Here is a 19,431-nt window from a genome sequence, read left to right on the forward strand (position 1 = left end):
GCTGGGGACGGCGGGCGGCGCCGGCGGGTCAGAGCGGGTAGAAGGGCGCTCCGCCGGCCAGCGGCCCGGCGCTGCGGATCGGCGTCACCCAGGTGCCGCTGACCAGCTGCCAGATCGTGCCGTCGGCGCTGACCAGCAACGGGCGGCCCGGGGCTGCGGCCAGGCCGGTCCGGTCACCGGGCAGGCCGGCGGTGGCCAGCGAGGTGAGCGCCCAGCCGTCGACCTCGACCGACCAGGGGACGGCGCGCTCCTCCCCCGTGTCGGCGGCGAGGACGACCAGCACGCCCGCGGTCCGCCACGCCACGTCGGTGACCTCACGCAGCGAGGGGGTGATCGAGCGCAGGTCCCGGACGCTGACCGCCTCCTCGTCGCGCACCACGGTGCCGACGTACAACCGGCCGCCGTCGGGGCCCTCGATGACCACGGCCGCGCGGACCCCGTCCGGCGACAGCTGGAACGCCGTCGCCCGCCCCAGGCCGGCCAGCGTCGTCGCGCTCACCGTCTGGGGGGCGCCCCCGGCGGCCAGGCGCACCACCTCGGTGCCGTCGCGGACCGTCCACACCTCCGCGCGGGGCCCCGCGGTGGTCGGTGGGGTGAAGCCCGGGCCGCCGAGCACCGGGGCCATCTCCCCGCCGTACGGCCCCGCGAACAGCGTCGCCGGCGCACCCGTCGGGTTCACCGACGTCGAGACGCCCGCCGTCAGACCCAGGTTGCCCTCCCGGTCCGTGGTGATCGCCGCCGACTGCAGCCCGTAGGCCCCGGCACCCGCCGGGCCCGGCACCGGCTCCCCGTCGGTGGCCCGGCGGAGGGCGCCGCCGGCGAGGTAGTGCCCCACCGCGTCGGCCGGTGCGTAGTCCGGGTCCAGGCGCACCCAGTCGTCGGTGGTCTGCGCGGTGGGCAGGCCGGGGATGCCCAGCGGCTGGCCGTCCCGGCGCACCTCGACCGCGCCCAGGCCGGCACGCACCAGGGTCCAGACCAGCTGGCCGGCCGCGGCCTCCAGCGTCGTGTCGGAGACCCGGTCCGGCCAGGTGAGGTCGACCGTCGCCGTCTGGCCGGACACCTCGACGGCGCTGCGCAGCTGCGCCCCCTCCAGCGGGTTCTCCACCCCGGCGGCGATCGTCGGTGCGGGCCCGTTGAGCAGCCGCTCCACCAGCAGGTTGAACTGGGCGTCACCGGAGACCAGGTAACGGGGGTCGGGCACGACCCGGCTGAGCGTGGGGTCGAGGAAGAACGCGTCGAGCTGGTCGTAGGTGCGCTCGAAGTCCGGCTGCAGCGTGACCAGGCCACCCGGCGGGTCGGTGATCCGCCACTCACCCTCCTCCTGCACGAGGGTGAAGGAGCGGTGGTACTGCTCGTCGCCGGCCACCGTGAAGACGCCCCGCTGGTCGACGGTGCCCACCTGCGCCGCGGTCACCTCGACGGTGCCCGGCTCGGCGCGCACCGCGGCGTAGTCGCGGCTGATGATCGTGATGCCGTCGGCGTCGGACCAGGACTCCGCCGCCCCGGTGGCCAGGTACTGGCGGGCCACCGGGTGGTTGCGGGTCGGGCTCGCGCTGGCCTCGATGAAGCCCCGGACGACCTCCTCCGGGGTCGCCCCGGGCACCGGGCCGAACGGCTCGACGCCGACGTCCCCGCGGGGCGGCAGGGGAACCTGGGTGATCCGCACGGTCGGCGAGCTGCTCGGCACGGTGTTGCAGCCGGCCAGCACCAGGACCGCCAGCAGGCTCAGCAGGGCGGTCCACCGCCGCCGGGCGGTCACCGGGCGTCCTCCGTCCGGCGCGGCATGACCGGGCGGAGCGGCATGACCGGGCGGAGCGGCAGCGGGCTGCTGGTCAGCGCCGCACCCGCGGTCAGCGGCACGGTGAGCCGGAACTGGGCGCCCTGCCCCGGCTGACCCCACACCTGCAGCCAGCCCCCGTGCAGCCGGGCGTCCTCCAGGCTGATCGACAGGCCCAGCCCGCTGCCGCCCACCGTGCGCACCCGCGAGGGGTCGGCGCGCCAGAAGCGGTCGAAGACGTGCTGGGCGTCGGCGCTGCTCAGCCCGACGCCGTGGTCCCGGACGGTGATCGCCGCGGCGCTGCCCGAGGCGGCCAGGGTGAGCTCCACCGGGCGTCCGGTGCCGTGCTCGACCGCGTTGCCCACCAGGTTGCGCAGCACCCGCTCGATCCGCCGGCCGTCGACCTCGGCGACCACCGGCTTCGCGGGGACGTCGACCCGAAGCTCGCAGCCGTGCCGCTCGGCCAGCGCGGTCATCCCCTCGACCGACTGCTCGACCAGCCGCCGCAGGTCCTGCGCCTCCGCCTCCAGCACCGCGGCACCGGCGTCGTACCGGCTGATCTCCAGCAGATCCGACAGCAGCACCTCGAAGCGGTTCAGCTCGGCCTGCAGCAGCTCCGCGGAGCGGGCCACCGCCGGGTCGAACTCGTCGCGGGCGTCGTGCAGGACGGCGGCCGCCATCTGCACCGTGGTGAGCGGCGTGCGCAGCTCGTGGGACACGTCGGAGGTGAACCTCTGCTGCAGCTGGGACAAGCCCTCCAGCTGGGTGATCTGGCGCTGCAGGCTGTCGGCCATCGCGTTGAAGCTGGTGGCCAGCCGGGCCAGCTCGTCCTCGCCGCGGACGGCCAGCCGCTCTTCCAGGTGCCCCTCGGCGAGCCGTTGGGCGCTGCCCGCGGCGCGCCGCACCGGGTCGACGACCAGCCGGGTGACCAGCACCCCGATCCCCACCACGAACAGCACCAGGGCCGTCCCGCTGATCACCACGGTGCTGCGGATCAGCTCCAGGCTCTCCTGCTCCTGGTCCAGCGGGAAGGCGAAGTACAGCTCCACGCGCTCCCCTGCCCCGGCGTCGGTGGGCACCGGCGCGCCGACCAGCAGGGTGGGCACCGGCTCGCCCTGGTCGTCGGGCACGGGGGCGTAGCGGTAGGCCTGCGAGCCGGCGGTGACCTCCGCGCGCAGGTCGGCGGGCAACGCCGGGTAGACGTCGCGCCGGCTGACCGCCGGCCGCTCGAACTCACCGGAGCGGTAGAGCATGACGACGTCGAAGTCGCCGGCCGCGCCCCCGCGCTGCTGCAGCCCCTCGACGGTGCGGGCCAGTGCGGACCGCACGCTGGCGGAGTCGCCGGTGGCGATCGCGCTGACCTCGGACTGGGCGAACGGGATGCCGGTGAGCGACTGGTCGATCGCCGCCTGTTCCTTCACGCCCAGCAGTTGGTCGGTGATCTGGCGGAACAGCACCAGGCTGACGACGACCACCACCGCGCCGGCGACCACGACGGTGATCGAGGCGACCCGCAACTGCAGCGAGGAGCGCCAGGCGTGCAGCGCCCGGCGGGCCAGCCGCCAGCTGCCGACCAGCGCCTTGCGGCGGGCCCGCCGGGCCCGGCGACGCACCCCGCGCCGCAGCCGCTGGGCGGTGCCGGGCGCACCACCCGGACGCGCGGCCGGCGCGGCGTCGGGCCCGGCCGCCGTCGGTGCCGACGTGGCGGGTGGCACGGTGCTCACCGGCCGGACGGCCCGCTCATGGTGCCCACTGGTCCGCTCCCGCGGCCCCCTCCGCTCCTCGCTCGCTGGCGCTCGCTGCGATGCGCACGGCCCGCTCCGCTCACGGCGCCCACTGGTCCGCTCCCGCGGCCCCCTCCGCTCCTCGCTCGCTGGCGCTCGCTGCGATGCTCACGGCCCGCTCCGCTCACGGGGGGCCGGCCTTGTACCCGACGCCGCGGACGGTCAGCACGACCTCGGGCTTCTCCGGGTCGCGCTCGACCTTGGCGCGCAGCCGCTGCACGTGCACGTTGACCAGCCGGGTGTCCGCGGCGTGCCGGTAGCCCCACACCTGCTCCAGGAGCAGTTCCCGGGTGAACACCTGACGGGGCTTGCGGGCCAGCGCCACCAGCAGGTCGAACTCCAGCGGGGTCAGCGCGATCGGTTCGCCGTCCCGGGTCACCTGGTGCGCCGGGACGTCGATCAGCACGTCGCCGATGGACAGGCTCTCCGCCTGGCCGTTCTCCCCACGCCGCAGCTGCGCCCGCACCCGGGCGACCAGCTCCACCGGCTTGAACGGCTTGGTCACGTAGTCGTCGGCGCCGGCCTCCAGACCCTGGACGACGTCGATCGTGTCGCCCTTCGCGGTCAGCATGATGACCGGGACCGTGGACTGGGTCCGGATGTCCTGGCAGATCTGCAGGCCGTTGCGGCCGGGCAGCATCAGGTCCAGCAGCACCAGATCGGGCCGGACCTGCTGGAACGTGGCGACCGCCCGGGCGCCGTCGGAGACGAAGGCGGGTTCGTATCCCTCGCGCCGCAGCACGATGCCGAGCATCTCGGCGAGGGCGGCGTCGTCGTCGACGACCAGCACGCGGCCGCGACTGGCTCCTGGCATGGGTGCGGAAGGGGGCACGGCGCCATTGTGCGTGACGAAGCGCGGCAATCGTTCCCACCCGGCCGGGAAACCCGCCCGCCCCTCACCCCGAACGGGGGTGAGGGGCGGGTGGTGAGGCGCTGGAACGGCCAGGTGAGGGGCTGGAACGGCCCCCTCGCAGGGTCCCGCCGCGAGCGTGCGAGCGGTGGGGGGCGAGGGGTTCCTTCCTCAGTAGCGGTAGTGGTCGCTCTTGTACGGGCCCTCGACCGGGACGCCGAGGTAGTCGGCCTGGACCTTGGTCAGCGTCGTGAGCTTCACCCCGAGGGCGTCGAGGTGCAGCCGGGCGACGTGCTCGTCGAGCTTCTTGGGCAGCACGGTGACGCCGGGGGTCTTGCCCTCGTAGGCGGCGCGGTTGTTCCACAGCTCGATCTGGGCGAGCGTCTGGTTGGAGAACGACGCGCTCATGACGAAGCTCGGGTGCCCGGTGGCGTTGCCGAGGTTCAGCAGCCGCCCCTCGGAGAGCACGATGATCGTGTGGCCGTCGGCGAACCGCCACTCGTCGACCTGCGGCTTGATCGTCGTCCGGGTGACGCCGGGGGTGCGGGCGAGGCCGGCCATGTCGATCTCGTTGTCGAAGTGGCCGATGTTGCCGATGATCGCCTGGTGCTTGGTCGAGGCCAGCTGCTCGGCGGAGATGATGTCCTTGTTGCCGGTGGCGGTGACGATGATGTCGGCCTTGCCGATGACCTCGTCCAGCGTGGTCACCTCGTAGCCGTGCATCGCGGCCTGGAGGGCGTTGATCGGGTCGATCTCGGTGACGATCACCCGGGCGCCCTGGCCGCGCAGTGACTCCGCGCAGCCCTTCCCGACGTCGCCGTAGCCGCAGACGACGGCGACCTTGCCGCCGATCATCACGTCGGTGGCCCGGTTGAGGCCGTCGATCAGCGAGTGCCGGCAGCCGTAGAGGTTGTCGAACTTGCTCTTGGTGACCGAGTCGTTGACGTTGATCGCCGGGAAGAGCAGCCGGCCCTCGCGGGCGAGCTCGTACAGCCGCAGCACGCCGGTGGTGGTCTCCTCGGTGACGCCCTTGATGCCCTGGCCGATCCGGGTCCAGTACTGCCCGTCGGTGGCCAGCGTGCCGCGCAGCACGTCGAGGATCACGCCGTACTCCTCGGAGTCGGCGTCGGTGGTGTCGGGCACGACGCCGTCGGCCTCGAACCGGGTGCCCAGGTGGATCAGCAGGGTGGCGTCACCGCCGTCGTCGAGCACCATGTTCGGCCCGACGACGTCCCCGTTCTCGTCGCGGAACTCGAACAGCCGCTGGGTGCACCACCAGTACTCCTCCAGCGTCTCGCCCTTCCAGGCGAACACCGGGACGCCGGACGGCTGCTCCGGGGTGCCGTCGCCGACGACGATGGCCGCGGCGGCGTGGTCCTGGGTGGAGAAGATGTTGCAGCTGACCCAGCGCACGTCGGCGCCGAGCGCCGTCAGCGTCTCGATGAGCACCGCGGTCTGGATGGTCATGTGCAGCGAGCCGGCGATCCGGGCGCCGGCCAGCGGCTGGGCGTCGCCGTACTCGGCGCGCAGCGCCATCAGCCCGGGCATCTCGTGCTCGGCGAGGGAGATCTCCTTGCGGCCGAAGCCCGCGAGGGAGAGGTCGGCGACCTTGAAGTCGCCGTCGGTCAGGACGGGGTTGCCAGTGCTGGCGGTCATGTCGCTCCAGTGTCCGGCCCACTCGGTCGGTGGGCTGTCGTCGGTCGCTGAGTCCCCTGACGATCGGTCAGGCGGATGCGGTGAGCGAGCATGCCGAGGCTTCGGCGGGGCTCGTGCCGTGTCCCAGGGTAGTGCAGGCGGAATGCCGGGACGGCCACCCTCCAGGGGCCCGCGCCGAGCCTGGTGACGTGCTGGAACGGCCCCGCTGCAGGGGCCCGCCGCGAGCGTGCGAGCGGTGGGGGCAGCGGGGTCCTCTCCTCAGCGCAGGGCGGTGGTGCTCCGGTAGAGCACGGCGGGGCCGCGGGCGGTGACCGGTGCCCCGGCCGGCACGAACGCCGACTGCCCCTGCTCCAGGACCAGCTCGCCGTCGGCCGCGGCCAGCCGCGCGGTGCCCTCGGCGCACAGCAGCAGCTGCGGGCCGGCGGTGGTCAGCACGCCGGGGTCGACGTCGACCTGGCACCGGGTGAGGTCGAAGTCGTCGACCGGGACCGGGTAACGCAGGCCGCCCGGGCCGAGCACCGGGTGGATGACCGGGACCCGGCCGTCGGTGAAGTCCAGCACCTCGATCAGCGCCGCCAGGTCGACGTGCTTGCTGGTGAGCCCACCGCGGAGCACGTTGTCCGAGCTGGCCATCACCTCGACGCCGGCCCCGCACAGGTAGGCGTGCAGGTTGCCGGCGGGCAGGAAGACGGCCTCACCCGGGGCGAGCCGCAGGTGGTTGCACATCAGCGAGATGACGACGCCGGGGTCACCCGGGTACTGCTCGGCCAGCGTGGCCGCCCAGCGGTAGGTGTTGATGAACTCCGGGTCGTGCGCGGCGACGAAGGACGCGGCCCGCTCGGCCACCGCGGCGACCAGCGACGTCCTGCGCAGCTGCGACAGCGCCAGCAGCTGCGGGATCGCGGCCCGCAGCCCGCCGTGGGCCAGCGACGCGATCGTCGGCATCAGCTCGGGCAGCTGGAGCTTCGCCAGGCAGTGCAGCGACTCTGCCACCGGCCGGAAGCCGCACAGCGCCTCGACCGGGGTGATCGCGAGCAGGATCTCCGGCTTGTGGAAGGGGTCCTTGAACGTCCGCGTCGGGTCGTCGTGCGGGACCCCGGCGGCCTCCTCCGCGGCGAAGCCCACCTCGGCCTGCGCCGTGGTGGGGTGCGCCTGCAGCGACAGCGGGGTGTCCGCGGCCAGCACCTTCATCAGGAAGGGCAGCCGCGGCCCGAAGCGCTCGCGCACCCGGGCGCCCAGGAGCTCGTCGGGGTTGGCCGCGATCGCCTCGTCCAGGCCGGTGCCGTCGGCGAGCCGGCTGGGGGCGTCGGGATGGGCCCCCATCCAGAGCTCGGCGAAGGGCTGCTCGGCCGGCGAGGGCAGGCCGAGCAGCTCGGGGATGACCGTCCGGCTCCCCCACGGGTAGTGCCGCACCGGGCTGTCCAGCTGCCACATCGAGTCGGAGGCTACCGGTGGAGTGGTCACCTCCCGGACGTCGGCCACCTCCCTCGTGATCTGGAGACCCGCGCCGCCGGGGCTCACCCGGCGGGGGCAGTCGCGCCTGGCGCCGCCGTGGCGCGCGCCGTCGGGGTGCCGCTCACGAGCCCAGCGCCCTCTCGTGGTCCAGGGCCAGTGCCAGGTAGACGGCGCTGAAGTCCGCGACGGCCAGCTGCCGGGCCACCCGGGCCAGCCGGGAGTGGCGCTCGGGCTGGTCGTCGTCGGCCAGCCGGCTCACCGGGACGTTGTGCTCTGCGGCGATCCGGAGCACCTCGGCCACCGCCTCACCCGCCGACCGGGGATCGCGCTCGTGCGCCCCCTCGGTGGCGCCGGCGCCGGCGTCCCGCAGGGTCAGCAGCCGCAGCCGCCGTCCGGTGTCCTCGGCCCGGTCCCGGAAGAAGTCGTCCTCGCCGCCGTCGGGAGCCAGCGGTCCGGCCAGCACGGTGCGCGCGGCGACCCGCTGGTCGGGCAGCCGGAAGGTGGTGGCCGGCAGCCCGGCGAGGGTGGCCAGCTGGTCGGCGACCCGGCCCGCCGCGGCGCCGGCCAGCGGCCCCTCGGCGACGATCACCGGCAGCGCGTCCAGCAGCTCCAGCGCCAGCGTCTTGGCCGGGTTGACGAACGACTCCCGGGCCGGCCCGCACTCCGCGGCGACCGCGTCCAGCGCGTCGGCGACCGGGGAGACGTCGGCGGTGTCGCCCGGCAGCAGCCCGAGCTCGGCGGCGAGCAGCAGCATCGGGGTGAGCAGCGACCACAGCGTGGCGTGCCGCACCCGGTTGGCCGGCAGCGGCACGTAGGGCGCGCGGGCGGTGGCGCAGGCGGCGTGCAGCGGGGCGTCGACCGCGCCGATGCCGATGACGGCCACACCGCGGCGGGCCGCCTCGTAGGCCGGCGCGACGGCGTACTGCCCGGCGCCGGTCCGGGTGGCGACCACCGCGATGTCCGAGGCGCCCATCCACACCGGCAGCGCCGGCCCGGGGACGACGTCGACGGTGACCGGGCTCGCCGGGCCCAGCAGGCTGCGCAGCACCTCGGCGGCCACCGCACCCTCGCGCCGGCCCACGATGACCAGCCCGCGCGGACGGCCACCGGCGGTGATCCGGCCGAGGTCGGTCTCGCCGGTCAGCGCGGCGGTCTCCCGCACCTGGGCGCCGGCACCGGCGACCGCCGGCAGCAGGCCCCGGGGGTCGCGCGCCCGCAGCAGGGAGAGGTCGTCGAGGACCTCCTCGGCGAGCTCGGGGGAGGTCACGCCCGGCCCCCTCTCACGGGCCCCGTCGTCATGAGCCCCGTCGTCATGAGCCCCGTCGTCATGAGCGCAGCCGCGCCTCGTCGAGCAGCAGCACCGGGATGCCGTCGCGCACCGGGAAGGCCCGTGAGCAGGTCGGGCACACCAGCTCCGCCGCGGGCACGTCGAGGGTCAGCGGGGTGTGGTGGGTGTCCGGGCAGGCCAGGATCTCCAGCAGCGCCGGGTCGATGCCCAGCGTGTCCGCACGTCCGCCGGTGCCGCCGTCGGTCATGCCCGCACCGTCCTCAGCACCTCGTCGCGCAGCTCGGCCATCCGCGCCGCGTCCGGCGCCTCCACGTTCAGCCGCAGCAGCGGCTCGGTGTTGCTGGCCCGCAGGTTGAACCAGGAGCCGTCGGGCAGCGAGACGGTCAGCCCGTCGAGCTCGTCGACGGTCACCCCCTCGCCCTCCTCGAAGGCCTTCCGCACCGCGGCGACCCGCCCGGCGGCGTCGGTCACGGTGGAGTTGATCTCGCCGGAGGCGGCGTAGCGCTCGTACTCCGCGGTCAGCTCCGACAGCGGCCGGGGCTGCTCGCCGAGCGCCGCGAGCACGTGCATCGCGGCGAGCATGCCGGTGTCGGCGCGCCAGAAGTCCCGGAAGTAGTAGTGCGCGGAGTGCTCGCCACCGAAGACCGCGTCGGTGCGCGCCATCTCCGCCTTGATGAACGAGTGGCCGACGCGGGTGCGCACCGGCTCCCCACCGTGCTCGCGGACGACCTCCGGCACGGCGCGGGAGGTGATCAGGTTGTGGATGATCGTCGTCCCGCGGCCCTTGGCCAGCTCCCGGACGGCGACCAGCCCGGTGATCGCCGAGGGGCTGACCGGCTCGCCCCGCTCGTCGATGATGAAGCAGCGGTCGGCGTCGCCGTCGAAGGCCAGGCCGATGTCGGCGCCGTGCTCGCGGACCGCGGCCTGCAGGTCGACCAGGTTGGCCGGGTCCAACGGGTTCGCCTCGTGGTTGGGGAAACTGCCGTCGAGCTCGAAGTACATGGGGACGACGTCCAGCGGCAGCCCGGTGAGCACCACCGGGACGGTGAAGCCGCCCATCCCGTTGCCGGCGTCGACCACGACCTTGAGCGGGCGGATGCCGGAGAGGTCCACGAGCCGGCGCAGGTACGCCGCGTACTCGGCGACCAGGTCGCGCGCGGAGACGCTGCCGACCCGGTCGGGCGCACGGTCGAAGGCGGTGCCGGGTGCGTCCAGCTCGGTCTCGGCCCACCGGCGGATCTGGACCAGGCCGGAGTCCTGGCCGATCGGGGCGGCGCCGGCGCGGCACAGCTTGATGCCGTTGTACTGCGCGGGGTTGTGGCTGGCGGTGAACATCGCCCCGGGCATCTCCAGCGACCCGGCGGCGAAGTACAGCATGTCGGTGGAGCCGAGCCCGGCCTCGACGACGTCGACCCCGCGGGAGAGGACCCCCTCGGCGAACGCGCGGGACAGCGGGACCGACGAGTCGCGCATGTCGTGGGCGGTGACGACCGCGGTCGCCTCCCTCCCCGCGGCCAGGGCCTCGGCGGAGACGAACTCGGCGAAGGCGGCGCCGATGGCCCGCGCCACCTCCTCGTCCCACTGCTCGGGGACGAGCCCGCGCACGTCGTAGGCCTTGATGATCGACGACAGGTCTGTCACGCGCCGAACCCTATAAGGACGCCCCTGCCCCCACCGCTCGTGAGCTCGCGGCGGGATCTCGGAGCGGACCGGGGACAGCGACTAGGGGAGGTTGGGGAGCACCCGGAGGTGGCCGCGGCGGGTGCCGCTGCCGTCGTCCGCGGGGTTGCGCGGGGGCTCGGGGCGGGCCGCCTCGCGGACGGCGTCGGCGAGCGCCAGCAGGTCGTCGCCGGTCATCCCGGCGTCGTCGGCGTCGATCTCGTGCCGCACGACCTCCCAGCCCCGCGGCACGGTCAGCCGCTGGGCGTGGAACTCGCACAGGTCGTAGCTGTGCGGCTCCGAGTACGTCGCCAACGGCCCGACGACGGCCGTGGACTCCGCGTACACGTAGGTCAGGGTCGCCGCTGCCGGTTGCGCGCAGCCGCTGCGCGAGCAGCGACGGGACTGCCTCACCACCGGTTCCTCACGACCGGCACAGTAATCGCGGATCCGCGAGTTGGGGAGCAGGCACACCGGGTGGCCCGTCCCACCCGCCCCACCGGGCCGCCCGGCACCTGGCGGAACTGGCGGAACCGGCGTCCCCGGGCCGCGCCGGGAGCCGTACGCTCTGCGTGCGATGGACCGCCTCCCTGCCCGCGCCCGGCGCGACCGACACGGTCGCGGGCTGCGCGGACGGCTGGTGCCGCCCACCGTCCCCCTGTCGCGCAGCCGCGCGGAGCAGTTCGACGACCTGGTCCTCGACGCGGTCGAGGACCTGGAGCGCCGGTGGGAACGCGAACTGGCCGGGGTCGAGTTCGCGGTCGAGGACGTCCCGTGGGTCGACCACTCCAGCCCGGACGACGTCGTGCTCGACTCCGACGTGCTGGACGACGGCAGCGTCCCGCTGGCCCGCGTGCTGCCCGCCCGCCGCGAGGACGGCCGCGAGCACCCGGCACGGATCGTGGTCTACCGGCGCCCGCTGGAGATCCGGGCCGCCGACCGCGACGACCTCGCCGACCTGGTCCGCGACGTGGTCGTCGACCAGGTGGCGGTGCTGCTGGGCCGCGACCCGGAGGAGATCGACCCCACCGGCTGACGAAGGCCCCCGCCCAGAGGCTCGGGCGAGCCTCTGGGCGGGGGCACCGGCGCGCCACTGCCATGCTGTCCGGCGATGAGCGCACCGCACCACCGCCCGACCGACCGACGGGACGCCCGGCGCCCCTGGCTGGCCGGCGGCCTGGTCCTGCTCCTGGTCGTGGCGGTCACCGCCGGCGCGCTGGCCCTGCGCCCGCGCCAGGTGACCGCCGCCGCCGGCCTCACCGTCACCCCGCGGACCGAGACCGGCGCCGCGGCGGCGGTGCTGGTGGCCGACCGGTACGCCGCGCTGGCCACCGCTCCGGAGACCGTGCGCGCCGCCGCCGGTTCCGATGCCGCGCTGGCCGACGTCCCGCTGGCCGACCTGCGGGCCGGCCTGGCGGTCGAGCGGGTCGGGGACGCGGCGACCATCACGGTGCGCAGCACGCTGCCGGACCGGGCGGACGCCGTCCGGGCCGCGGACGCCGTGGTCGACGTGCTCGTCGCGGAAGGCCGGTCGGAGGAGCTGGTGGACGTCGCCCGGGTCTCGACGGCCGCCCCCGAACGGGCCGGTCGCAGCGGAACCGGCCGCTGGCTGCTGGTGGGCCTGCTGACCGGCATCGCCCTCGGCCTGGCGACGACGGCGCTGACCGCCGGCCGGCGCGGACCGGCCGGGCGCACCACCGGCTCCGACGCGGGGGGCACCGTGTCGGGCGGCAGGGGGTCGGGCGACACGGCGCCGACCACCGGCCCGCCGGACGGCGTCGTCGACGACCTGCCCGGGTTCCTGGACCGCCCGCCGGGCTCCCCCGCCCCACCGACGGCGCCCCGCAGCGGCAGCTCCGCCAGCACCGCGACCGCCGTCCCCGCCGGCACAGCCGGGCGCCCGGGCGGCCGGGGCACACAGGCCGCGACCGCCGGCGCCGTCGTCCTGCTGCTCGGCGCCGCAGTGCTGGCCGGGACCGGGCCGACCGACACCACCGCGCCCGCGACCGCGGCCCGGTCGATCCCGCTGGGACCACCCCCGGAGTCCGGGCCGACCAGGTCCCCGGAGCCCCCCTCCGCCGACCCCGCCGCGGGCTCCCTGGCGTTCCGCTCGGTCCTCCCGGGAGGCGACGGGCTGGTCCTGCGGGCCGCGTTCACCGGCCTGCTGCTGGAGGAGCGCGCGGTCGGGCTGACGGTCACCACCCCGAGCCTGAGCGTCTCCACCGACGGGGAGCGCGCGCTGGCCCACGTCCGGCTGCCGGTCTGGAACTGCCTCACCGCCGAGCCCCCTGCCGACCCCGCCGCGGCGGGCTGCGCCCGCGGGCGCACCGAGTACGCCGACCTGGCCGACCCCGGCCTCCAGGTGCGCCGGGACGGCGACCGGGTCGAGCTGACCGGGCTCTTCCCCACGTACACCCGGCCCAACGGCAGCGCGCCCACGTACACCGGCCGGGCGTACCGGCTGACCGCGACGCTGACGGCCGACGGCGGGGTCGGCGACGGCCGGGCGGCGGCGACCGGGGTGCTGCAGCTCGGGCTGGACAGCGCACCGGTCAGCCCGGCGCCCGGCGTCAGCCAGCTGTTGCTCCCCGGCTGACGCCGCGCCGGGTCAGGTTGACCAGACCCCGCGAGGCGGTCAGCGACACCGACGGGGAGCCCAGTTCCCGACGGAGCCCCCCGATGTCACTGGCTCCCCACCAGGGCCGGCGCTCCTCCCCGGCCGGACCGTCCTCCAGCAGCGTGAGCAGCACCGCCGCCGCACCGGTCCGGGCGGGCACCACGGCCACCTCCAAGCGGCCGATGGCGGCGTGCAGCCGGGCCGCGGCCCGCAGGGGCACGAACTCCCGGGCCCCGAGCCGTCCGGCCAGCTCCGGCAGCCAGTACTCCAGCTCTGCGGGGTCGCGGCTGCGCCGCACCTCGGCCACGGTGTCCAGCTCGTCGACCAGCCGGCGGCTTCGGCTGGTGGCCAGCTGGGCGTCGGGCAGCGCCGCGGCCAGCCGACGCACGACCGGGTCGCCCAGCGGCAGGCCGGTCAACCGCAGTGTCCAGGCCCCGCGGACGGAGTCCAGCAGGTCGAGCACGCCCCCGGCCAGACGCCCGGCCACCTCGGGGTCGCGGGCGAGCAGCCGGGCCGGCGGCCGGCCGCCGGGGTGCGGCGCGGCGCCCGGGCCCGAGCCGAGCAGGCCCACCACGGTCGCGGGGCCGCGGCGCTGGGAGGTGAGCAGGGCCAGGCCGTCCGGGCGGGCACCCGGTGCGGGGGCGACGACCACGGCCCGCGCGCGCACCGGGACGAGCACCCGGGCGGACTGGGCGTTGAGGGCGGCGGTCAGCCAGGGGCCGCGGGCGGTGAGCGGGGCGGCGAGCGCGGCCATCAGCGGCGCGGCTGCGCGGATCTCCCGGACCACGCGGGCCCGGCCGTCGGCGATGTGCGGCTCCGGTCCCTCGGTCGACACACCTCAGTCGACCACATCGACCGCGACCGGATCGGTCACCGGGTCCCGGCGAGGGGAGGGACCCGGCGGCCTCGGTGGGACTTCCCGCCGCGAGCCTGTCGGCCCCCTTCCAGGGGCCCGCCTCCGGCCCTTCTGCAGGGGCCCGCCGCGAGCCTGCGAGCGGTGGGGGGCAGGAGGGTCCTTCGTCAGCCGGCGCGGCGACGCAGCCGACGGCGCTCCCGCTCGGACAGCCCGCCCCAGATGCCGAAGCGCTCGTCGTTGGCGAGCGCGTACTCCAGGCACTCGGCGCGGACCTCGCAGCCGGTGCAGATCCGCTTGGCCTCGCGGGTGGAGCCGCCCTTCTCCGGGAAGAAGGCCTCCGGGTCGGTCTCGGCGCACAGGGCGCGCTCCTGCCAGCCCTGCTCCTCGCCGTCCAGCCCCGGGAAACCGGGGTCGAACACCCCGGCCACCCCCAGCACGTCCCGCCCGTGACCGGCCGGCGCGGCACTCCGGTACTCGCTCATCCACGACACCTCGGCCATCACGTTGCGTCCCCTCTCGCTGGCTTCCTGTCACCCGCCGGGGCCACTCCGGAACCGTCGGCGTCCGATGACAACATCGGAATTACACGCGTGTCGTTGAGTCGAGGTCAAGTTGGAAGGGTGTAACCGCTCGTCACTCTGGCCACGCCGGTAACAAGTTGTCCGTAAGTGGTCACCGAACACTCGGACACGCCGCGGTTTCCAGCACCATCTGCCGACCGGAACCGACCGGTTTCGTGAAGATCGCCTCGGTGGCAGCCGGTGCTGCGGTGCACATCTGCCGAGGGGCACGATGGGCCGGTGCACATCGTGGTCCTGGCCGGCGGCGTCGGCGGAGCTCGCTTCCTGCGCGGCGTGACGAGCGCCGCACCCGGGGCGCAGGTCACCGCCGTGGTCAACACCGGCGACGACGTGACCATGCACGGGCTGCGCATCTGCCCGGACCTGGACACCGTCATGTACACGCTCGGTGACGGGATCGACGACGACCGCGGGTGGGGCCGGCGCGGCGAGACGTGGACCGTCAAGGACGAGCTCGCCGCCTACGGCGCCGAGCCGACCTGGTTCGGCCTCGGCGACCGCGACCTCGCCACCCACCTCGTCCGCACCCGCATGCTCGACGCCGGCTACCCGCTCTCGGAGGTCACCGCCGCGCTCGCCGAGCGCTGGCGCCCGGGGGTGCGGCTGCTGCCGATGAGCGACCAGCGGGTGGAGACCCACGTCGTCGTCGCCGACCCGGACGCCGGCCGGCAGCGGGCGATCCACTTCCAGGAGTGGTGGGTACGCCACCGCGCCGCCCTGGACGCCCGGGCCTTCGTCCAGGTGGGGGTCGACGACGCCCGCCCCGCCCCCGGGGTGGTCGAGGCCCTCGGCACCGCCGACGCGGTGCTCTTCGCCCCCTCGAACCCGGTGGTCTCCATCGGCACGATCCTGGGCGTGCCCGGGGTGCGGGACGCCCTCCGGGGGGCCCGCGGACGGGTGGTGGGCCTCTCCCCCGTCGTCGGCGGTGAGGTCGTGCGCGGCATGGCCGACCGCTGCCTGCCGGTGGTCGGCGTGGAGGTCAGCGCGGAGGGCGTGGGCCGGCACTACGGCGCCCGGCGCGACGGCGGCCTGCTCGACGCCTGGCTGGTGCACACCGGCGACGCCGCCGCGATCCCCGGCGTCGACGTGCGCACCGTGCCGCTGCTGATGAGCTCGCCGGAGGCCACCCGCGCGATGGCCCGCGCCGCCCTGGACGCCGCCGGTGTCTGAGCCACCCACGGGGCTCTCGGTGCTGCCGGTGCCGGGGCTGCCGGAGTTCGCGCCCGGGGACGACCTGGCCGGCGCGATCGCCACCGCCGCGCCCTGGCTCGCCGACGGCGACGTCGTGGTGGTCACCTCCAAGGTCGTCTCCAAGGTCGAGGGCAACCTGGTGGCGGTCGAGCCCGGCGCCGACCGGGAGACCGCGCGGCAGCGGGCCATCGACGCGGAGACGGTGCGGGTCGTCGCCCGGCGCGGGCCGCTGCGGATCGTGGAGACCCGGCACGGCTGGGTCGTCGCCGCGGCCGGCATCGACGCCTCGAACGTCGCCGCCGACGCACTCGTGCTGCTGCCCGCCGACGCCGACGCGTCCGCCCGGCAGCTGCGCGCCGCGCTCGCCGGCCTGCTCGGGGTGACCGTCGCCGTGGTCGTCAGCGACACGTTCGGCCGCCCGTGGCGGGACGGGGTCACCGACGTGGCCATCGGGTCGGCGGGGCTGCCGGCCCTGGTCGACCACCGGGGCTCCGTCGACGCGCACGGCAACCGGCTGGAGACCACCCAGGTGGCGGTGGTCGACGAGCTGGCCGCCGCCGCCGACCTGGTCAAGGGCAAGCTCGCCGGGCTGCCGGTGGCCGTCGTCCGCGGGCTGACCCTGCCGGTGCCCGACCCCGACCCCGGCACCCGCCCGCTGGTTCGGCTGGGCGCCGGCGACCTGTTCCCCACCGGCAGCCGCGACCTGGTCGGCAGCCGTCGCCCGACCGCGGAGCGCACCCCCCGGAGCGGCGCCCTGACCGCGGTCACCGATGCCTTCCGCACCGCGGTGGCCGCGCTCCCGGAGTTCCCGGTGGTCTTCCGCTACGGCAGCGACGACGGGGACGCCGGTGAGGTCGTCGACGTGCACCTCGCCGACCCGATCACCCCGGTCACCTCGCTGGCCCTGGGCGCGGTCGTCGGCGCGGCCCTGGTGCAGCTGCAGGCCGAGGGCTGGTCGACCTGCTGGGAACCCGCGGCCACCTTCGGCGGCGCCTCGCTGGCCGGCCGGCTGCACCTGGGTGGCCCCACCACCTGAGGGGGAGAGCCACTGGCCGGCCGGCCGCCGGCCGCTAGCGTCGGGACGTGCAGATCCGTGAACTGTCCGTGCCCGACAGCTACGTCCTCGATCTCGTCGCGCACGGCGACGCCCGCGGCCGGTTCACCGAGTGGTACCGGGCCGACGTGCTGACCGAGGCCACCGGGTCCGGCCTGCCCCTCGCCCAGGCCAACCACAGCGTCTCCGCCCGCGGGGTGCTGCGCGGGGTGCACTACGCCCTGGTGCCCCCCGGCCAGGCGAAGTACGTCTACTGCCCCGCCGGCCGGGTGCTCGACGTGGTCGTCGACGTCCGGGTCGGCTCCCCCACCTTCGGCGTGCACGACGCCGTGCTCCTGGACAGCGCGGAGCCCCGGGCGGTCTACCTGTCCGAGGGGCTCGGGCACGCCTTCCTCTCCCTCGAGGACGGCAGCTCGGTCACCTACCTGGTCTCCAGCGGGTACTCCCCGGAGCGGGAGTTCGGCGTCCACCCGATGGACCCCGAGCTCGACCTGCCCTGGCCGCGCGACGTCGAGGTGCAGCTCTCCGCGAAGGACACCGCCGCCCCCACGCTGGCCGAGGCCCGCGAGCAGGGGCTGCTGCCGACGCTGGACCAGTGCCGGGCGCGGTACGCGGAGCTGCGCGGCTGATCCCTTCCCGAGCACCCCGTCCCGAGCAGTCGGTCAGCTCCCCAGCGCGCCCAGCTCGGCCAGGCACGCGCGGAGCGACTCCTGCCAGGCCGGGAGCGGGGTGAGCCCGGCCGCACGCCAGGCTGCCGGGTCGAGCACCGACCAGGCCGGCCGGGGCGCCGGCCGGGGGAACTCCGCGGTGGTGAGGGGCAGCACCCGGTCCGGGTCGGCGCCGGAGAGGGCGAACACCTCCCGGGCGAGACCGTGCCAGGTGGTCGTGCCGGCGTCGGTCGCGTGCAGCACGCCGCGGACCTGCGTGCCGGCCAGCTCGACGAGCCCGCGGGCCAGGTCCATCGACCAGGTCGGGCTGCCGGTCTGGTCGGCGACCACGGAGACGGTGTCGCGCTCGGACTCCAGCCGCAGCATCGTCCGCACGAAGTTGCTGCCGTGCGCGGCGTACACCCAGGCGGTGCGGACGACGACGGCGTCGTCGCCCACCGCGGCGACCGCCCGCTCGCCGGCCAGCTTGGTGCGGCCGTAGGCGGTGCGGGGCGCGGGCTCGTCGTCGACGCCGTAGGGGGTCCGCGCGTCACCGGCGAAGACGTAGTCGGTGGAGACGTGCACCAGCCGCCCGACGCCGGCGAGCTCCTCGGCCAGCCAGCCGGGGGCCTCGCCGTTGACCCGCTGCGCGGTGGCCTCGTCGGACTCCGCGGCGTCGACGGCGGTGTAGGCGGCGGCGTTGAGCACGACCGGACGGGCACCGCGGGACACCGCGTCGTCCCGCCAGCGGCCGACCACGTCCCGCACCTGGGCCTCGTCGGTCAGGTCGAGCATCGTCCGGCCCAGCGGGGTGAGGTCCTGTCCGGAGAGCAGGCGCTGCAGGTCGGTGCCCAGCTGCCCGGAGGCGCCGGTGACCAGCCAGGCGGTCGGCTGCCCGCTCATGCCCGCGCCGTCGCCGTGCCGGTCGTGGGAGCCGCGGCGGCCTTGAGCGGCTCCCACCAGGCGCGGTTGTCCCGGTACCACTGCACCGTCAGCGCCAGGCCCTCCTCGAACGGCATCCGCGGTGCGTAGCCCAGCGCCGCGGTCTTGGAGAAGTCGACCGAGTAGCGCAGGTCGTGCCCCCCGCCGCGGGGGTCGACGATCTGCTCCACCGAACTCCAGTCGCGGCCGGTGGCGGCCAGCAGCTGCTCGGTGAGCTCCCGGTTGGACAGCTCGCGCCCCCCGCCGATGTTGTAGATCTCGCCCGCGGCGCCCTGCTCCAGCACCAGCTGGATGCCGCGGCAGTGGTCGTCGACGAACAGCCAGTCGCGCACGTTGGCGCCCTCGCCGTAGAGCGGCACGGTGAGCCCGTCGAGCAGGTTGGTGACGAACAGCGGGATGACCTTCTCCGGGTAGTGGTAGGGCCCGTAGTTGTTGCTGCACCGGGTGATCGAGACGTCCAGGCCGTAGGTCCGGGCGTAGGCGCGCGCGATCAGGTCGCTGGCGGCCTTGGAGGCCGAGTACGGGGAGTTCGGCTCGAGCAGGTGCTCCTCGGTCCACGAACCTGAGTCGATCGAGCCGTACACCTCGTCGGTGGACACGTGCACCACCCGGCCGACGCCGGCGCGCAGGGCGGCCTCGAACAGCTGCTGCGAACCCAGCGCGTTGGTGACCACGAAGTCGGTGGCCCCACCGCCGATGGAGCGGTCGACGTGCGACTCCGCGGCGAAGTGGACGACGGCGTCGTGCCCGGGGAGCGCGGCGTCGAGGTCCGCGGCCGAGCAGATGTCGCCCTGCACGAAGCGGTAGCGCGGGCTGTCGGCGACCGGTGCGAGGTTGGCCGGGTTGCCGGCGTAGGTGAGCTTGTCGAAGACGGTCACCTCGGCGTCCTCGAAGCCCGGGTACCCCCCCGAGAGCATCGTGCGCACGTAGTGCGATCCGATGAAGCCGGCTCCGCCGGTGACCAGGACGCGCATGTCCGCAGACGGTAGCCGCCGCCGCAGGGGCCAGGGGCGCGACGCCGGGGTCCTCATCCGGGCGGGTGAGCGCCGCTGCCGGGGCAGGGCCGGCGCCGCC

At 75.5% G+C, this 19,431-nt stretch carries 18 protein-coding genes; 5 read left to right on the forward strand and 13 right to left on the reverse strand.

The annotated features are described in order from the left end of the window. Window positions 1-28: 28 nt before the first annotated feature. From ACI79Y_RS11875 to ACI79Y_RS11915, 9 genes are all read right to left on the reverse strand, one after another. The gene (locus ACI79Y_RS11875) at window positions 29-1,759 is read right to left on the reverse strand and encodes an LpqB family beta-propeller domain-containing protein (RefSeq protein WP_457158680.1); all 1,731 of its coding nucleotides are present in this window, start codon (window positions 1,757-1,759) and stop codon (window positions 29-31) included. Further along, window positions 1,756-3,492 carry an MtrAB system histidine kinase MtrB gene (gene mtrB, locus ACI79Y_RS11880; protein ID WP_457158681.1) on the reverse strand — a complete coding sequence of 579 codons (1,737 nt, stop codon included), beginning with the start codon at window positions 3,490-3,492 and terminating at the stop codon, window positions 1,756-1,758. The genes ACI79Y_RS11875 and mtrB overlap by 4 nt, the downstream gene beginning before the upstream one ends. Before the next feature lie 193 nt (window positions 3,493-3,685). Next, entirely contained in the window at window positions 3,686-4,393 is a 708-nt protein-coding gene (gene mtrA, locus ACI79Y_RS11885) for an MtrAB system response regulator MtrA (protein ID WP_457085144.1), read from the reverse strand. Window positions 4,394-4,582: 189 nt separating this feature from the next. After that, the gene (gene ahcY, locus ACI79Y_RS11890; RefSeq protein ID WP_457158682.1) at window positions 4,583-6,067 is read right to left on the reverse strand and encodes an adenosylhomocysteinase; all 1,485 of its coding nucleotides are present in this window, start codon (window positions 6,065-6,067) and stop codon (window positions 4,583-4,585) included. 258 nt (window positions 6,068-6,325) lie between these two features. Further along, entirely contained in the window at window positions 6,326-7,501 is a 1,176-nt protein-coding gene (gene manA, locus ACI79Y_RS11895) for a mannose-6-phosphate isomerase, class I (protein ID WP_457158683.1), read from the reverse strand. 142 nt (window positions 7,502-7,643) lie between these two features. After that, complete coding sequence (locus ACI79Y_RS11900) at window positions 7,644-8,789, reverse strand: SIS domain-containing protein (protein ID WP_457158684.1); 1,146 nt, start codon at window positions 8,787-8,789, stop codon at window positions 7,644-7,646. A gap of 58 nt (window positions 8,790-8,847) precedes the next feature. Further along, complete coding sequence (locus ACI79Y_RS11905; protein WP_457158685.1) at window positions 8,848-9,057, reverse strand: Trm112 family protein; 210 nt, start codon at window positions 9,055-9,057, stop codon at window positions 8,848-8,850. Further along, window positions 9,054-10,451 carry a phosphomannomutase/phosphoglucomutase gene (locus tag ACI79Y_RS11910; RefSeq protein ID WP_457158686.1) on the reverse strand — a complete coding sequence of 466 codons (1,398 nt, stop codon included), beginning with the start codon at window positions 10,449-10,451 and terminating at the stop codon, window positions 9,054-9,056. Before ACI79Y_RS11910 ends, ACI79Y_RS11905 begins: the two co-directional genes overlap by 4 nt. An 81-nt stretch (window positions 10,452-10,532) precedes the next feature. After that, complete coding sequence (locus tag ACI79Y_RS11915) at window positions 10,533-10,883, reverse strand: DUF3499 domain-containing protein (RefSeq protein ID WP_166521177.1); 351 nt, start codon at window positions 10,881-10,883, stop codon at window positions 10,533-10,535. 163 nt (window positions 10,884-11,046) lie between these two features. Here ACI79Y_RS11915 and ACI79Y_RS11920 point away from each other — a divergent pair, with 163 nt between their 5' ends. Both ACI79Y_RS11920 and ACI79Y_RS11925 read left to right on the forward strand, forming a co-directional pair. Beyond that, complete coding sequence (locus ACI79Y_RS11920) at window positions 11,047-11,505, forward strand: metallopeptidase family protein (RefSeq protein ID WP_457085150.1); 459 nt, start codon at window positions 11,047-11,049, stop codon at window positions 11,503-11,505. 75 nt (window positions 11,506-11,580) lie between these two features. After that, entirely contained in the window at window positions 11,581-13,065 is a 1,485-nt protein-coding gene (locus ACI79Y_RS11925) for a hypothetical protein (protein WP_457158687.1), read from the forward strand. Here ACI79Y_RS11925 and ACI79Y_RS11930 read toward each other — a convergent pair. Both ACI79Y_RS11930 and ACI79Y_RS11935 read right to left on the reverse strand, forming a co-directional pair. Next, the gene (locus ACI79Y_RS11930) at window positions 13,040-13,921 is read right to left on the reverse strand and encodes a hypothetical protein (RefSeq protein ID WP_457158688.1); all 882 of its coding nucleotides are present in this window, start codon (window positions 13,919-13,921) and stop codon (window positions 13,040-13,042) included. The genes ACI79Y_RS11925 and ACI79Y_RS11930 overlap by 26 nt on opposite strands. Before the next feature lie 185 nt (window positions 13,922-14,106). Further along, the gene (locus tag ACI79Y_RS11935) at window positions 14,107-14,442 is read right to left on the reverse strand and encodes a WhiB family transcriptional regulator (protein WP_457158689.1); all 336 of its coding nucleotides are present in this window, start codon (window positions 14,440-14,442) and stop codon (window positions 14,107-14,109) included. Window positions 14,443-14,742: 300 nt separating this feature from the next. On the opposite strand from ACI79Y_RS11935, the gene cofD reads away from it, so the two are divergent. From cofD to ACI79Y_RS11950, 3 genes are read left to right on the forward strand one after another with little or no spacing between them, the layout of a single operon-like run. Beyond that, window positions 14,743-15,693, forward strand: coding sequence for a 2-phospho-L-lactate transferase (gene cofD / locus ACI79Y_RS11940; protein WP_457158690.1), 951 nt, complete (start codon window positions 14,743-14,745; stop codon window positions 15,691-15,693). Further along, complete coding sequence (locus tag ACI79Y_RS11945; RefSeq protein WP_457158691.1) at window positions 15,686-16,750, forward strand: coenzyme F420-0:L-glutamate ligase; 1,065 nt, start codon at window positions 15,686-15,688, stop codon at window positions 16,748-16,750. Before cofD ends, ACI79Y_RS11945 begins: the two co-directional genes overlap by 8 nt. Window positions 16,751-16,797: 47 nt before the next feature. Next, entirely contained in the window at window positions 16,798-17,397 is a 600-nt protein-coding gene (locus tag ACI79Y_RS11950) for a dTDP-4-dehydrorhamnose 3,5-epimerase family protein (RefSeq protein ID WP_457158692.1), read from the forward strand. A gap of 33 nt (window positions 17,398-17,430) precedes the next feature. On the opposite strand, the gene rfbD is transcribed toward ACI79Y_RS11950, so the two are convergent. Together rfbD and rfbB are read right to left on the reverse strand one after the other, a co-directional pair. After that, the gene (gene rfbD / locus ACI79Y_RS11955) at window positions 17,431-18,318 is read right to left on the reverse strand and encodes a dTDP-4-dehydrorhamnose reductase (RefSeq protein WP_457158693.1); all 888 of its coding nucleotides are present in this window, start codon (window positions 18,316-18,318) and stop codon (window positions 17,431-17,433) included. Then, on the reverse strand, window positions 18,315-19,331 hold the full coding sequence (gene rfbB / locus ACI79Y_RS11960) for a dTDP-glucose 4,6-dehydratase (protein ID WP_457158694.1): 1,017 nt from the start codon (window positions 19,329-19,331) through the stop codon (window positions 18,315-18,317). Before rfbB ends, rfbD begins: the two co-directional genes overlap by 4 nt. Between the last annotated feature and the right edge of the window lie 100 nt (window positions 19,332-19,431).

The sequence above is a fragment of the Modestobacter sp. SYSU DS0875 genome (assembly GCF_054050915.1).

What these genes read in the sequence shown, in the direction of transcription:
- ACI79Y_RS11925 (WP_457158687.1), top strand. Translation starts at nt 11,581, where the DNA reads ATGAGCGCACCGCACCACCGCCCGACCGACCGACGGGACGCCCGGCGC.
- manA (WP_457158683.1), bottom strand. Translation starts at nt 7,501, where the DNA reads ATGTGGCAGCTGGACAGCCCGGTGCGGCACTACCCGTGGGGGAGCCGG.
- ACI79Y_RS11905 (WP_457158685.1), bottom strand. Translation starts at nt 9,057, where the DNA reads ATGACCGACGGCGGCACCGGCGGACGTGCGGACACGCTGGGCATCGAC.
- rfbB (WP_457158694.1), bottom strand. Translation starts at nt 19,331, where the DNA reads ATGCGCGTCCTGGTCACCGGCGGAGCCGGCTTCATCGGATCGCACTAC.
- rfbD (WP_457158693.1), bottom strand. Translation starts at nt 18,318, where the DNA reads ATGAGCGGGCAGCCGACCGCCTGGCTGGTCACCGGCGCCTCCGGGCAG.
- ACI79Y_RS11920 (WP_457085150.1), top strand. Translation starts at nt 11,047, where the DNA reads ATGGACCGCCTCCCTGCCCGCGCCCGGCGCGACCGACACGGTCGCGGG.
- ahcY (WP_457158682.1), bottom strand. Translation starts at nt 6,067, where the DNA reads ATGACCGCCAGCACTGGCAACCCCGTCCTGACCGACGGCGACTTCAAG.
- ACI79Y_RS11935 (WP_457158689.1), bottom strand. Translation starts at nt 14,442, where the DNA reads ATGGCCGAGGTGTCGTGGATGAGCGAGTACCGGAGTGCCGCGCCGGCC.